Below are 15,223 nucleotides of genomic sequence, written 5' to 3' on the forward strand. Positions count from 1 at the left end.
TTATTTTTTAGTTTAAAACAAACTGGGAACAGCTTGTTTTGGCAGTATTTTATATAATAAATCCATTACCGGGCAGATTGAAGGATTAAGTTCCCGAATTCAGTCTTTACAGCTTTGGAGGGTGGTTTATTGTGCAGAGGTTTAGTGCATCACAGATTTATTTGTTCATCGTTTTTATGATGTCATTGGCAAGCAGTACGATATTTACAACCTACAGTATTTATTATGTTTCTGAGCTGCGGTTAAATCCGTTTCAATTGGTGCTGGTAGGAACGGTACTGGAGATAACGGTGCTTATATTCGAGGGGATTACCGGGGTGGTTGCCGATACATACAGCCGCAGACTGTCGGTTATTATTGGAATGTTCGTGCTGGGAAGTGCTTTTGTCCTGGAAGGGAGTATTATCTGGATCATGCAGCCGGCTTCCTTTCTCCCCGCATTTGGCTGGCTGGTGGTCTCCCAGATGCTGTTTGGAATCGGCTGGACGTTCGTCAGCGGGGCAGATACGGCCTGGATTGTTGATGAGCTGGATGAGGAGTCGACGGGAAGCCTCTTTCTGCGTTCCAAAATCTTCGCGTTAAGCGCTTCTCTCCTGGGCATCGCCATCGGCGTAGGTTTAACCATGCTGGCGCCTAACATGCCATTTCTGGCGGGCGGGGTTTTCTATTTCATCCTGGGATTGGTCTTGATCCGCTATATGAAGGAAACGGGGTTCACCCGCAGGGAGCGTCTGCCTCATTCATCTCCTGTCCGTGAGCTGGGCAAGACCTGGATCAGCGGTGCATCCATACTAAGGCATCATCCGCTGCTTCTGCTGCTGACCGTTGTAACTTTATTTAGTGGTGCTGCGTCTGAGGGATATGACCGCCTGTGGCAAGTCTATCTGATGAATGAAGTCGGCTTTCCGGAGACGGTGTTCTCTGTGGCAACAGGGTTCGGGCTGATCAGTGCAGCAACGACCCTTCTGGGTATGCTGGCTGTCTATATTGCCGGAAAGGTCATTGATTTGGAGCGGGAGCGCCAGGTAGCGGCCGCCTTGTTCCTGCTGACATTACTCCGCATGGGCTGTATTCTGCTGCTGGTGTTTGCATCTGATTTCTACTGGGCCATTGGGGCTGTGCTGATCCTGGGGGTAGTGACTTCCGTGAGCGAACCTGTCTATACGACCTGGCTGAACACGAAGCTGCCGTCACAGAACCGCGCCACCCTGTTGTCCATGATCAGTCAATCCGATGCCCTGGGCCAGAGCGCAGGCGGTCCGGCTGTGGGTTACATCGGCAGCAGGATCTCCATCAGAGCTTCGCTGCTGTCCGCAGGCATCCTCTTGCTTCCTGTCATCGCGTTATATGGGAGGCTGCTGCGGAAGCGGTCCGTATGATCTGGGAGATTTTACAATTGTAATCGGGCGGTGAGACAAGTATACTTCCGATTAACTAGCGGCTATAACTTAATTAGCTTAAATCCCGGGAACTGAATGCCGATATAGGGTATATCACAGGGGTACAAATCTACCCTTAACCCAAACCTGTGACTATAATGTTACATATTATACAATGAACCCTTTGAAGGAAATCCCGCGTAATCCGCTTGCAGAGCAGTGCAAGTACAAGTATTAGTTGTGCATGATGTGGATATAGCTTGAAAGTAATAGAATGATTCGTTTTCCGGGGAATATGGCGGAGAGCATTAGGATGGTGAATGTCAATGAATAGCAATTATATCGAAGCAGAGCCCGTAATTGAGACCTATGAAGGCAATGACCTCGGTTTAACGTATACTGCGGAATTCTGTGTATTCAAAGTCTGGGCACCTACTGCATTTACAGTATCGCTTGTATTGTATGCTACAGGCGGCCACGGGATCACTCCCCAGGATGGAAAGGTTAAGGACGGCGGCAAAATCCTTGGCATGCAGCGCTCTGAGGGCGGGGTGTGGGAGATCCGGGTTCCCGGTAACCTGAAGGGTAAATATTATATGTACCGGGCCGTATTTGCCGACGGATCTATTAATGAAGCGGCAGATCCATATGCAACTGCTGTATCGGCTAATGGCCTGCGTACGGCGATTGTGGATCTGGCGGAGACGGACCCGGAGGGCTGGGACCGCGATGCTTCTCCAGTTCTGCCGCATCCGGCTGATGCTATCATCTATGAGCTGCATGTACGGGACTTCTCGGCACATCAGAGCTCTTGTCTTAAGCACGCAGGGAAATTCAAAGCATTCACCGAAACAGGACTGCGGGATGCTGCGGGTCATGCGCTGGGCATTGACCATCTGGCAGAGCTGGGTATTACCCATGTACATCTGATGCCGGTCTTCGACTATCAGACAGTGGATGAGCTGGGGACTCCGGGTGAAGAACCGGCGTCTGCGGTCTTCACGGACTATAACTGGGGATATGATCCGCAGCATTATAATGTGCCAGAGGGCTCCTACAGCACAGATCCGGCTAACCCGCTTACCCGTATCCGTGAATTCAAGGAGATGGTACAGGCGCTCCACAGCCATGGCATCTCGGTCATTATGGATGTGGTCTACAATCATACGTATGGTCTGGAGAAGGGGCCCTTCCAGCCGCTGGTGCCGGATTATTATTACCGTCACGACCAGAGCGGCAGGCTCTCGAACGGCTCGGGTGTCGGCAATGAGCTGGCTACGGAACGGCCGATGGTCCGCAAATATATCAAGGATTCGTTGTCCTACTGGGCTTCGGAATACCATATCGACGGGTTCCGCTTCGATCTGATGGGACTGATGGACAGTGTAACCATGCGTGAGATTACCGAAGAGCTGCGGCTGGAGATTAATCCGGATCTGCTGCTCTACGGTGAGCCTTGGACAGGCGGAGACTCTCCGCTTGCAACCAAGACACTGAAGGGCGTTCAGCGCGGTAAAGGCTATGCCGTCTTCAATGACAACTTCCGCGCTGCCCTTAAGGGAGACAGTGACGGCTGGGGCAAGGGCTTCGCTACCGGAGAATACGGCAAAGAAGGCGCAGTGGCTTCCGGGGTGAAAGGGGCCATTCATGAATTCACCGATGCGCCTGTAGAGACGGTCAACTATGTAACCGCACATGATAATCTTAATCTGTGGGACAAAATTCTGGCTACCCAGGGACTCCGCGGGGAAGCCGGGCTGCCGGATCTGGAGAATGGCAGACTCCGGGGCGGAGGTGATCTTCAGGCCGCAGTGGAGCGGGCTAATCCTTACTTTGCCGTTGATCCCGAGGATGTGCTGGAGAATGAGACGGTCCGCCGTTCCTTGCTGGCTAACGGAATCATTCTGACCTCGCAGGGAATTCCGTTCCTCCATGCCGGGGATGAGCTGCTTCGCAGCAAATACGGTGATCATAACAGCTACCGCAGCCCTGATTGTATCAACGCGATCCGCTGGGAGAACAAGAAGAGGTTCATTGCGGTATTTAACTATTACAAAGGCCTGATTGAGCTGCGGCGGAGCCATCCGGCTTTCCGCCTGCACGGCCGCCAGGAGATTGAGCGCAGCCTTGAGTTCCTGCGCTGTGACGGCGGCGTTGTCGCCTATATGCTGAAGAATCATGCCGGCGGCGATTCATGGAGTAATATAGTGGTGATCTACAATGCCAACATGGAACCAGTCACCCAGTATCTCCCGGAAGCTTCCGGGGGCTGGAACATCGTAGTTGATCATACCCATGCCGGACCGGAGGCCTTCCGGCAGACGGATAGCGGCAGCATTGAGATTGCCGGACTGTCGATGATGGTACTCTATGATAAATATGGTGAACCCGAGCCAAGATCGAAGGTAGTGGAGGTTCATTATGAACGGCCGGATGGCGATTACCGGGGCTGGAATCTCTGGGTATGGGGTACAGGCATACAGGATGGACAACGGGACTTCCAGCACATGGAGGACGGTCATGCGGTCGCCCGGATTGAGGTGCTGCCGGAGACGTCTTCGATCGGCTACATTCTCCGGCTGAACGACTGGGAACAGAAGGACGGCGCCGGAGACCGCTTCATCGACTGCTCCGGCAGCGAGGAGCCGGTTAAGGTCAGGGTCAGCGACCGCCGGCAGGCGGACGAGGGCCACGCCGATGTGGTCCATGGCGAATTGAGCCACTCCGAAGGACCGCTTGAGCGGAGCGGTTGAGTCGTGAGTTAGAAGCTGGAGCTTGGGGCTAAGAGCTGAGAGCTATTCTGCTTGTCCCCTTTTTAGGGGGCGCAGGATAGCTTTTTTATTGTGAGGTAGATTTGAAATGAAAGGGATAAATCCCCCTGAATGCGCCGGAAGTGGGCTGAGAGTGGAAATGAAAGGGATAAATCCCTCTGAATGTGCCGGAAGTGGGCTGAGTGCGGAAATGAGAGGGATAAATCCCTTTGTATGCGCCGAAAGTGGGCAGAGTGAGTGAATGAAAGGGATAAATCCCTCTGAATATGCTGGAAGTGGGCTGAGAGTGGAAATGAAAGGGATAAATCCCTCTGAATGCGCCGAAAGTGGGCTGAGTGCGGAAATGAAAGGGATAAATCCCTCTGAATGCGCCGAAAGTGGGCAGAGTGAGGGAATGAAAGGGATTTATCCCTCTGAATTAGCTGGACGCGGGCCAAATGAGTAAATGAGGGGTAATAGTGCACCTGAATGCGCCGGGTGCTGGCCAAATATGAAAATGAAGAGCATTAGTGCACCTGAATCCGCCGAACGTGGGCCAAATGAGTAAATGAAGAGCATTAGTGCACCTGAATGCGCCGGACGCGGACCAAATGAGTAAATGAGGGGTATTAGTGCACCTGAATCCGCCGGACGCAGGCCAAATAAGTAAATGAAGAGCATTAGTGCACCTGAATGCGCCGGGTCCGGGCCAAATGTGGAAATAAAGAGCATTAGTGCACCTGAATGCGCCGGGTGCTGGCCAAATGAGTAAATGAGGGGTATTAATGCACCTGAATCCGCAGAACGCGGGCCAAATGAGTAAATGAAGAGCATTAGTGCTCCTGAATCAGCCGGACGCCATCCAAATGAGCGCCAGAGCAACTGAGGAAGAGTAAGCGGCCACGTACAACCCTTCTAAAATCCAACAAACAGGGGGAGTTTCATCAGCCACTGCATGGCTTTTGAAACTCCCCCTGTTTGTCGTTGCCTAAGTCGGACATGTGTGCTATTTCCGCTGGTCGTTATATTTTTTATCTACATGCTCGCTGTACAGGTTAGCCTCGTTGCCGCCATGGTTCTTGGAGCGGTACATTGCCAGATCGGCGGCACGGAGCAGCTCGTTGATGCTGCTGCCATGCTGCGGGTACAGGGCGACGCCAATGCTGGCTGAGGTATGGAAGCTGGAGCCTTGGTTGACGGACCACGACTTATTGAACAACTGGAGCAGGCGGTTCAGCATCTCATCCAGTATTTGCGGGCTGGTGAACCGGTGCAGCACCACGGCGAATTCATCACCGCCGATCCGGAAGGCCTGGCCGGAGCCCTTCACAGTCTGCTGCAGTTCCCGTGAGAGCATCTGCAGGAATTCATCCCCGGCAAGATGGCCGAGCGTATCATTAAGCTGCTTGAACCGGTCGCAGTCCAGTAGCGCCACGGCGATTTCCTGTCTGCGCTCCTCGGGCTGGTTGATCAGGTTCTCCATGTACATTTTGAAATGGGCACGATTGGGAATCGCTGTCAGATGATCATAGAAGGCCAGCTTGTGTAGCCGCTCCTCATATTGCTTGCGCTGGGTAATCTCACGCGATACCAGCATGAACTGCGCCGGGAAAGCGCGGCTGCCCGCAATAGGTGTAACTTTGGTCTCCAGCCAGACCCAGTGGCCTTCGGCTGAACGCATACGCAGCTCGGATATTCTAGGTGCGGACTGAATGACACTTTTCAGCTTAGCCCAAGAGATTTCGGCTTCACGTATATAGTTGGAGAGCGGCGCCCCCTTACTCGGCACATAACCAAGTGCAGTTGCATGGGATGGGGAAGCATACAGAATCAGACCATTCGGGTCCGTTAGAATAATAAAGTCAGACATCGTCTCGCCGATCAGCTGATACAGCGATTTCTCTTCCCGCATTTCATTCTGCAGGGAGATCAGTCGGCGGGAGAGATAGATGATAAGCAGCACGAGCAGAAACAGGAACAGGGAGTAGATGGCGAACAGCGAGCTTTTGAGGTTATTGAACTCCAGCATGACCTGACTGGCATAATTGTCGATCATATCCTCTGCGTTATCCAGACGTCCTCTCACTTCGTTCAATTGGGTATGTACGGCGAGGGCGGAGTAGGATTCAGCATTCCAATCATTCTGGACCCGGCGCGAGATCAGCTCCCGGCCGCTATCCTTCCAGTCGGCAAGCGTAGCCCCGAAGTGGTCCAGCTCGCTTCTCAGCTCATCCAGCAGCAGCTCACTCTGCTTCATTCCATTGAACGGGCTCTCCACGGAGTCCAGATTATATCTGGCGGTACTGACCCGCTGCTGCGCCTGGGCATTATTATCCTCGAATTCTTGAGATAACTTACTGCGCTGCGCACCATTCAGATTCCCGCTAACCGAAGACTGAAGCGCCAGAGCAGCCTGATACAGATCTCGGTCGGCATTCAGAATAAGCTCGGAGTTCAGGTATACGTCACTGTATAAGGAGTCCGATAATTTGTTCATTGTATGATTCAGATACAGCAAGGAAGCCACACTGATACCAACCAGAAGAACGGAGATGGAGGTGAATAATAGGATTAGTCTGCGTGTACTTGTGATTTCGGAAAAAACTGCCACTGTCATCCTCTCCCCGCACAAAACTTATACAAATCTCAATGGTGTAGCTTGGATGCATGCGGAACTTATCCTAATTGCGGAATAAGGCATCTTGCAGGCATGAAAAAGAGAGTTATGTTAGCGAGTCCTAGGAAGCAGGGGAAGAAGGAGGCAATGAAAACACAAAGTTCCGGTTTGATCGCGGTTTCTTTTCACCAGTATATAGGACATCCCTTAAGCAGAGCAATTGCTGAAATAAGACATATTCCTTGCAGCCGATAGAAGAACTATTATGTATAACTTACTACTATATAAATATTCTGACCTTTGAGTCCTATTACCCACTTTTACTGCAAACGATACCCCTAAGGCATCAATTCTGCATTAAAATTATGCTAAGCCGTTTGACCCGTCAGCCCCGCATTCATCGAAAGACTTGTAAATTGAGCAGAGGTGTAATCTGTAGCATACCTTCCGGGTCGCCTTGTTGTGCAGGGCGTACTAAGGGCGTATTCATGCTTGTCAAAATGTCTGTTTTTGCATATAATAAATAGACATATCTTCTGAATGTGAAGATTGAAGTTTATGTTATTCATCCACAAAATGCATTGATGGAGAAAAGTACGCAGTGCCTGGCTTACAGGGAGGAAGCGCCGCAGATTGAGAGCGTTTCTAAGAGAGCAGAGCTGCCGAAGTTCACTCCGGAGCAGTTCCCTGAATTCCGTTCAAGGCTTCCTTGAGCGTGATAGTAGGGGGGACCGGCCGCAGACCGTTAGTTCTGTATAAAGTGAGACAGGTCTCCGCTGTACCCTAAGAGGGAATATTACTCTTATAGGGAAGCGTACCGGCCGTCTAACAAGGGTGGTACCACGGTCTTTTCGTCCCTTTACCGGGAGGAAAGGCCTTTTTTTGTTGAACAATATGAGATTTGAGGGGGCAGTACAAGCCATGAAAGAAAAATTGGAAGCACTGAAGGCTGAGGCGCTGGAGAAGCTACAGGCGGTAACCGATCCGCAGATGCTGAATGAGCTGCGCGTCAAATACCTAGGTAAAAAGGGTGAGCTTACAGAGGTTCTGCGCGGCATGGGCGGACTAAGCGCGGAGGAGCGTCCGGTGATTGGCCAAGTGGCCAATCTGGTGCGCAGTGCCATCGAAGAGGTCATCGGCACGAAGCAGGAGCTGTTCCAGCAGCAGGAGACCCAGGATCGACTGAATGCGGAGAAGGTCGATGTTACGCTGCAAGGCCGCGGCCTGCCGCAAGGGGGGATTCATCCGCTCAGCCGGGTGATCCAGGAGATCGAGGATATTTTCATCGGCATGGGCTACCAGGTTGCAGAAGGACCGGAAGTGGAGACAGACTACTATAACTTCGAGGCTCTGAATCTGCCGAAGAACCATCCGGCCCGGGATATGCAGGATTCCTTCTATATTACAGAAGACATTCTTATGCGCACACAGACCTCGCCGGTTCAGATCCGTACCATGCAGGCGATGAATGGTGAGACTCCGGTCAAAGTGATCTGTCCGGGCAAAGTATTCCGCCGTGACGATGACGATGCGACCCACTCCTTCCAGTTCCATCAGATTGAAGGCCTGGTGATCGGCCGCAATATCCGCATGAGCGATCTGAAGGGCACCCTGCAGCAGTTCATGAAGGAGATGTTCGGGCCTAGTGCAGGCATCCGCCTGCGTCCAAGCTTCTTCCCGTTCACCGAGCCGAGTGTTGAGGTGGATGTGAGCTGTTTCAAATGCGGCGGTGAAGGCTGCCGTCTCTGCAAGCAGAGCGGCTGGCTGGAAATTCTCGGCGCCGGTATGGTACATCCGAATGTGCTGCGGATGGGCGGCTACGACCCTGAGATCTACAGCGGCTTCGCGTTCGGTATGGGTGCGGAACGGATCGCCATGCTGAAATACGGCATCGACGACATCCGTTATTTCTATACGAATGATATGGGATTTGTGAAGCAGTTCAAGGGTATTTAGGGATTTGTCGGCTGTGCGTGGGGGGCTGGATTGGATTCTGGCAAGCCGGACGGATGGCGGCTATTCTATAGAAATGACTGTAATAGAAGGACCGGAGGGGAATTTTGGAACTGTAGGAGCGGCAGCGACCGCCTTTGTCACCGGATTTCAACCGCGAAGAGCGGTATCAATGAAGAAATCTGGGGACAACAGCGGCCGGAAGTCCAAATATTCTCTGTAGGAACACTGCTTTACAGGAATTTTAATAGAACTTGCCTCGTGGCTTGTACTATATCCGTTCCTGTGCGCCAAGCATAGACGGCATGGAGATCAATACATCTGAAACAAAAAGGAAGTGTGCGATTATGAAAGTATCAACCGCCTGGCTGGCCGATTATATATCGCTGGAAGGGGTGACCGCAGGTGAGCTGGCGGACAAAATCACCACCGCCGGCATCGAGATTGACGGAGTAGAACGCCGCAACAAAGGAATTTCCGGGATTGTTACCGGCTATGTGAAATCCAAAGAGAAGCACCCGGATGCCGATAAGCTGAATATCTGTATCGTGGATGCAGGTCAGGGCGAGGATCTGCAGATCGTCTGCGGAGCCAAGAATGTCGCAGCGGGCCAGAAGGTTCCGGTTGCACTGGTAGGCGCCAAGCTGCCGGGCCTGGAGATCAAAAAAGCCAAGCTGCGCGGCGTGCTGTCCCAAGGGATGATCTGCTCGGCCAAAGAGCTGGGCCTCAACGACAAGCTGCTGCCCAAAGAGCTGCAGGAAGGCATTCTCGTGCTGCCTGAGCATACAGAGGTGGGCCAGGATATTCTTAAGGTGCTTGGACTGAATGACGAAATTCTTGATTTCGATCTGACGCCGAACCGTTCCGACTGCCTGAGCATGATCGGTGCTGCTTATGAAGTGAGCGCGGTGCTGGGCCGTGAGCTGAAGCTGGCTGATCCGGCTGCAGAACTCGTAGAAACAGGCGGAAAGGCTGCGGATTCTATCGCCGTGACGATCGAGAATGAAGCCTTCTGCAGCCATTATGCTGTGCGTTATATTGCCGGAGTGAAGACTGCACCGTCCCCGCTGTGGATTCAGAACCGCCTGATGGCAGCCGGAGTACGTCCGATCAACAACATTGTGGACATCACCAACTATGTGATGCTGGAATACGGACAGCCGCTGCATGCTTTTGACGGCGGGCAGTTACAGGGCGGGACCATCGGCGTACGCTTCGCCCGTGAAGGTGAAGGGCTGACGACACTTGACGGCCAGGAGCGCAAGCTGGAGCCGCAGATGCTGGTGATTGCCGACGGTTCGGGGGCGATTGGTCTGGCTGGAGTGATGGGCGGACTCTCTACAGAGGTTACCGCAGACACCGTCAATATTGTGCTGGAGTCCGCCAAGTTCGACGGGGGAACTGTACGCAAGACCTCGCGTCAGCTGGGCCTGCGCTCGGAGGCTTCCCAGCGGTTCGAGAAGGAAGTGGACCCGAACGCGGTAATCCCTGCACTGAACCGTGCGGCGGCATTGATAGCCCGGTATGCCGGGGGGGCTGTGCATGAAGGGATTGTTCAGGCCGGTGCAGTTGCGGAGCAGGAGAAGGTGCTGCAATTATCGCTGGAGAAGCTGAACCGTTATCTCGGTACGGATCTGTCGCTGCTGGAAGTGAAAACCCTCTTCGGCCGTCTGCACTTCAAGTGCGGCGATGCTGCCCAGGGAATCGTCGAGGTCCAGGTGCCGACACGGCGCGGCGACATCAGCCATGATGTCGATCTTATTGAAGAAATTGCCCGCTTGTACGGATATGATAATATTCCGACAACCTTGATCGAAGGCACCACTACACCGGGAGCACTGACCAGACAGCAGTTCCTGCGCCGTGAGCTGCGCCGCCTGCTCTCGCTGGGCGGATACCAGGAGGTTATGGGCTATTCCTTCATTCAGCCGGAGCAGAGCAAGCTCTTCCCGATGCTGGCGGACGGCAAGCTGTCTGTGAAGCTGGCGATGCCGATGAGCGAGGAGCGCAGTGTGCTGCGCACCAGCCTGCTGCCGCAGCTGCTGGACATTGCTCTTTACAACACCAACCGCCGCCAAGGTGACCTGGCGCTGTTCGAAATCGGCAATGTATTCTTCACGGAGGAAGAAGTGCTTACCCGTCAGCCAAGCGAGCTGCCCGTACTCGGGCTGCTGCTGAGCGGCACGCGTGCCGCCAAGCAGTGGAACGTAGCGGCTGAGCCGGTGGATTTCTTCGATCTTAAGGGTGCACTGGAGACCGTATTTGAACATCTCGGCCTTACGGACCATGTGATCTATGAGGGGGATGCCCCTGAGGGTTATCATCCGGGACGTTCGGCTTCGATCTATCTCCAGCAGGCAGAAGGCCGCGTGAAGATCGGTACGATGGGCCAGCTTCATCCCGAGCTGCAGCGTCAGATGGATCTGGAGGATACTTATGTATCCGAGGTACTGCTGCAGCCTCTGTATGATGCGGCGCGTGCCGAGCTGCATTATAGCGAGCTTCACCGCTTCCCTGGCATGGAGCGGGACATTGCGGTTGTTGTGGGTGCCGAGGTTCCGGCAGGCCACCTGATCGCAACGATCCGTGAGCATGGCGGGACACTGCTGCAAAATGTGCAAGTCTTCGATGTCTACACAGGAGGCCAAATGGAGGCAGGCAAGAAGAGTGTAGCCCTGTCGCTGCTGTACCGCCATACCGATCATACGCTTACCGATGAAGAGGTAGTGGAGGTTCATGGCAAGGTGGTCGCTGCACTTGAACAAACTTTTGGCGCTGAATTAAGAAAATAGCAGGAATTGTGCAAAGCCGCAGCGAATCCATTTAGAAACAGAGATTCGCTGCGGCTTTTCTGTACCCTTGTGAAGTGCGGAGTTCATGTAAATGAGTGATATGGACACGTTCTTTTGCCAAAGGTTAAGGAATAACGCTACAATAGGAGCATGAGAGTAAAGAAACCATCTAAGAATCCGCACACATACAAAGGAGGGCACAACTGTGGCTATGGACCGGACCCGTGTCGCCGTGGAGATATACGGAACTTCCTATAAGCTGGTTGGAAGCAGCACTGAATACATGAAGCAGGTTGCCCGTTATGTAGACGAGCACATGCGTGCAATATCCCAATCACATTCCAGACTGGATACACCGCGGATTGCGGTGCTTGCAGCTGTACATATGGCTGAGCAGGCCATCCAGGTTCAGGATTTCAAGAATGAGCTGAATATGCTGACAGGTGAACGTACCGAGCTTCGGGTTGAGGTGTCACGCCTCCAGGAAGCACAGCGTGAACGGCAGGAAGAATACGAGAAGCTCGAAGCGGCGGCGAAGGAAGAGGCGGCGCGGCTGATTGCCGCCGCCGAAGAAGAACGCGCAAGGCATCTGGAGCTCCAGGAACAGGAGCGTAAGCTCCATGCACAGCTGCTGGAGGAGGAGAAGCAGGCTGCTGCTTCCGGCCGCGAGCAGCTGGTGCAGGAGCTGAAGGAACGCGAGGCAGAGCTTAAGGCGCTGCGCGAGAGTCATGAAGCAGAGCAAGCCGCAAGCCGTGAAGCGGCGCGGCAGGAACTGGAAGCTGCCGAAGCCATGCGGCTGCAGCAGCTTGAAGACCTGCAGAATGCCCATCTGCAGGAATTGACGCAATTGCGCGAGACGCTGACCCGGGAGAAGACGGAGAAGTTGTCAGAACTGGAGCAGGAGCTGCTTCAGACGCGGGAGTCAATGGGTAGCGAGATCGTGGAGATCCGTACAACCTTAAGCAAGGAGCTTGCCGATACCAAGGCTGCGCTCACCAGTGAGCTTAGCGGAGAGCGGGAAGCGCTTGAGAAGGAGCTGGCCAAGAATAAGGAGCTGCGTCAGTCGCAAGGGACGCAGGAGCATAGACACAAGCAGCAGCTTCAGGAGCTAGAGAAGCAGCTTGCGGAGCTGCGCGGCGGAACCGGGCAGCTGCAGTCCCGGCTGCGTGCGGCGGAGGCCGGGCTTAAAGGGGAACGCGATGCGCGCCTGACGCTGCTTGCGCAGTACGAGGCCGTGCTGAAGCGCGAAGAGCAGCTGGGCGAAGAGCTGCGGCTTGCGGCAGAGCAAGGCCAGCAGCATAGCGCGGAGCTGGAAGAGGTACGCCAGCGTTACGGACAGGCTCAGGAGGAAGCGGCCGGGCTTAACCGCGCCCTGCAGGAGACAGCGGACAAGCTTAGCGCGGCACTTGAAGAACTGAGCACAGCCACGGAGCTTGGCAATCTGCTGAATGATGAGCTGGAAGGCCTGCGCCAGCGTTATGAGCTGACCCAGGAAGAAGCGGCGGCTCTGCGCAAATCTCTGAAGGAGACAGCAGATCAGCTTAGCCGGACACAGGCAGAATTCGACCGGACGGCTGAGGAGGCGGTGTCCTGGCAGGAGCTTGCGAACAAGCATATGGAGGATATCGGCGAACTGGAGATGAACCTCTTGGAAGCCGAGGAGAAGTCGGCAGCGCTGCAGCGTGAAGTGGAGACCCTTCGCGGACAGGCAGATGGTATGGTGCAGCAGCTTGACCGGGAAGCCCGGCTTCGTGCCGAAGCTGAGCAGGAGGTTGCCGTTCAGCATGAGGCAGCCGAGACAGCACGTAAGGAGCTGTCTGCGCTCCGCGGCCGTTATGAGGAGCTGATCGCCCAGTACGACGAGATCCTGCAGGATGGGGAACAGCTGAAGGAACGGTACGAGCTGCTGGAAGCCGAACGCGAGGAATCCGCGCGGCGTCTGGAAGAGCTGTACGAAGCGGGCCGTGAAGCTGCCGCAACGGTAGCAGAGCAGCAGGAAGCACTCCGCGAGACGAAGGAGTATGAAGCTTCCTGGAAGCAGAAGTACGAGGAGCTTCAGCAGCGCGAGCAGCAGTGGAGCGAGCAGGAAGCGCAGCTGCGTGAGGAGATCGAGATCTGGCAGCAGGAGGCCGGGGAAGCTGAAGCCCAGGCGGAATCGGTGAGCCGCTCGCGCAGCGAGACGGCGCAGCAGCTGGAAGAGATTGGTGAGAGCTACGAGCTTGTCCAGGGCCAACTGCGGCTGGTTCAGGCCCAGTTCGAGATGCAGCAGAGTGAGCTGGAGAAGCTCTCCAGGGAACACCACAGCCTGCAGGCGGAATATGCCAAGCTGCAGAGTGAATATAATGAATGGATTCAACTGATCGAACAGGACAGTTGAATGGCGGATGTTTTACGAAAGGGCTGTTTTAAGCAGGAGACTGCCGGGAACAGCCCTTTTGTTGATGTCTGGTTTAGTAGATTAGGATATTCGTTAGTGATAGATAAGGTATACACGGGATACATAAAACCAAGAGTAAGTTTCTTTGGAGCTGACAAGCTTGCAGGACAAATTTGCTCTAAGTCAGGAGACCTGCTGAGTCCAACGGAAGTGGGGTAAAGGCAGAATTAGGGTCTAAATAGGTCAGAGGCGAGAATGAGGGGCAGAAGTGCACTTGAATCCGTCGAAAGTGGGCAGTAGGCGGGAATGAGGAGCAGAAGTGCACCTGAATCCGTCGAACGTGAGCGGTAGGCGGCAATGAGGAGCAGAAGTGCACCTGAATACGTCGAACGTGAGCGGCAGGTGAGAATGGAGAGTAATAGTGCACCTGAACTGGCTGGAAGTAGCTAGGGAGCGCGAATGAAGAGTAATAGTGCACGTGAATCAGCCAAACGCGGGCTGCAGGCGGGAATGAGGAGGCAGAAGTGCACCTGAATTGGCTGGAAGTAGCTAGGAGGCTGAGGTGGAGAGCAAAAGTACAGCTGAATCCGTCGAAAGTGGGCAGCAGGCAGGAACTGAGAATAGGGGAGGGATAAATCCCTTTGAATGGGTCGGAAGTAGGCGCAGCGAGGAAATGGGAGGGATAAATCCCTCTGAATCAGCCGGAAGTAGGTGCAGCGAGGAAATGAGAGGGATAAATCCCTCTGAATATGCCGGAAGAAGGCGCAACGGGGAAATAGGAGGGATAAATCCCTCTGAATCAGCCAGAAGTAGGCGTGACGGAGAAATGAGAGGGATAAATCCCTTTGAATGGGTCAGAAGTAGGCGCAACGGAGAAATGAGAGGGATAAATCCCTTTGAATGGGTCGGAAGTAGGCGCAACGGGGAAATGGGAGGGATAAATCCCTTTGAAATCGCCCGAAGCAGGCTGGACTGCGATAGGTTCAACGTCTGGTGTGAGGCTTATTTTACCACTAGCTAGTTTTAGCCGCCGATTATGCTATTCTCATAAATCAACTGTTGCAACCGTTTATAACTGGGCTGGGATAGGGGTAAACACGGAATGTTGGAGTAAACACGGAATGTTGATGTAAATACGGGTATGGTTGTAACCAATGAATGTAGGTGTGAAGTAACCAAGAGATATGTATGTAACCAAGAAATACGGGTTGTGGTAATAAGAGACTTATATTGTGCTATTAAAGTTCGGTATGTGCTATCAAAGTTCTATTGTGCTATTAAAGTTCAGTTGTGCTATCAAGGTTTGGTTGCCTACAAGGTTCGGTTTCGCTACCAACGTGTGGTTTGTGCTACCA

8 protein-coding genes and 1 other annotated feature are annotated in these 15,223 nt (G+C 53.6%); of the genes, 7 read left to right on the forward strand and 1 reads right to left on the reverse strand.

Annotated features, from left to right (window positions below; genetic code table 11):
* Positions 1–131: 131 nt before the first annotated feature.
* Together KDC22_RS08595 and pulA are read left to right on the forward strand one after the other, a co-directional pair.
* Positions 132–1,379: an MFS transporter gene (locus KDC22_RS08595; protein ID WP_343221960.1), complete on the forward strand. Its 1,248-nt coding sequence runs from the start codon at positions 132–134 to the stop codon at positions 1,377–1,379.
* Between the two features lie 326 nt (positions 1,380–1,705).
* Positions 1,706–4,132: a type I pullulanase gene (gene pulA, locus KDC22_RS08600; protein ID WP_211722734.1), complete on the forward strand. Its 2,427-nt coding sequence runs from the start codon at positions 1,706–1,708 to the stop codon at positions 4,130–4,132.
* A 1,003-nt stretch (positions 4,133–5,135) separates the two neighbouring features.
* On the opposite strand, the gene KDC22_RS08605 is transcribed toward pulA, so the two are convergent.
* The gene (locus tag KDC22_RS08605; protein ID WP_211722735.1) at positions 5,136–6,626 is read right to left on the reverse strand and encodes a sensor domain-containing diguanylate cyclase; all 1,491 of its coding nucleotides are present in this window, start codon (positions 6,624–6,626) and stop codon (positions 5,136–5,138) included.
* Positions 6,627–7,318: 692 nt separating this feature from the next.
* Positions 7,319–7,608 (forward strand) — a binding site (T-box leader).
* A 59-nt stretch (positions 7,609–7,667) separates the two neighbouring features.
* On the opposite strand from KDC22_RS08605, the gene pheS reads away from it, so the two are divergent.
* The 5 genes from pheS (at position 7,668) to KDC22_RS08630 (ending at position 14,889) form a co-directional block, all read left to right on the forward strand.
* A complete protein-coding gene (gene pheS, locus KDC22_RS08610; RefSeq protein WP_211722736.1) occupies positions 7,668–8,702 on the forward strand; it encodes a phenylalanine--tRNA ligase subunit alpha in 1,035 nt (344 codons plus the stop codon).
* 4 nt (positions 8,703–8,706) lie between these two features.
* Complete coding sequence (locus KDC22_RS08615) at positions 8,707–8,922, forward strand: hypothetical protein (RefSeq protein ID WP_211722737.1); 216 nt, start codon at positions 8,707–8,709, stop codon at positions 8,920–8,922.
* A 124-nt stretch (positions 8,923–9,046) separates the two neighbouring features.
* Complete coding sequence (pheT, locus tag KDC22_RS08620; RefSeq protein ID WP_211722738.1) at positions 9,047–11,491, forward strand: phenylalanine--tRNA ligase subunit beta; 2,445 nt, start codon at positions 9,047–9,049, stop codon at positions 11,489–11,491.
* Between the two features lie 205 nt (positions 11,492–11,696).
* Positions 11,697–13,868 (forward strand): hypothetical protein, encoded by a 2,172-nt coding sequence (locus tag KDC22_RS08625; protein WP_211722739.1) that lies wholly within the window; start codon positions 11,697–11,699, stop codon positions 13,866–13,868.
* A 562-nt stretch (positions 13,869–14,430) separates the two neighbouring features.
* Entirely contained in the window at positions 14,431–14,889 is a 459-nt protein-coding gene (locus KDC22_RS08630) for a hypothetical protein (protein WP_211722740.1), read from the forward strand.
* Positions 14,890–15,223: the final 334 nt, after the last annotated feature.

Source organism: Paenibacillus tritici (assembly GCF_018207515.1).
Classification (GTDB): domain Bacteria; phylum Bacillota; class Bacilli; order Paenibacillales; family Paenibacillaceae; genus Paenibacillus_AQ; species Paenibacillus_AQ tritici.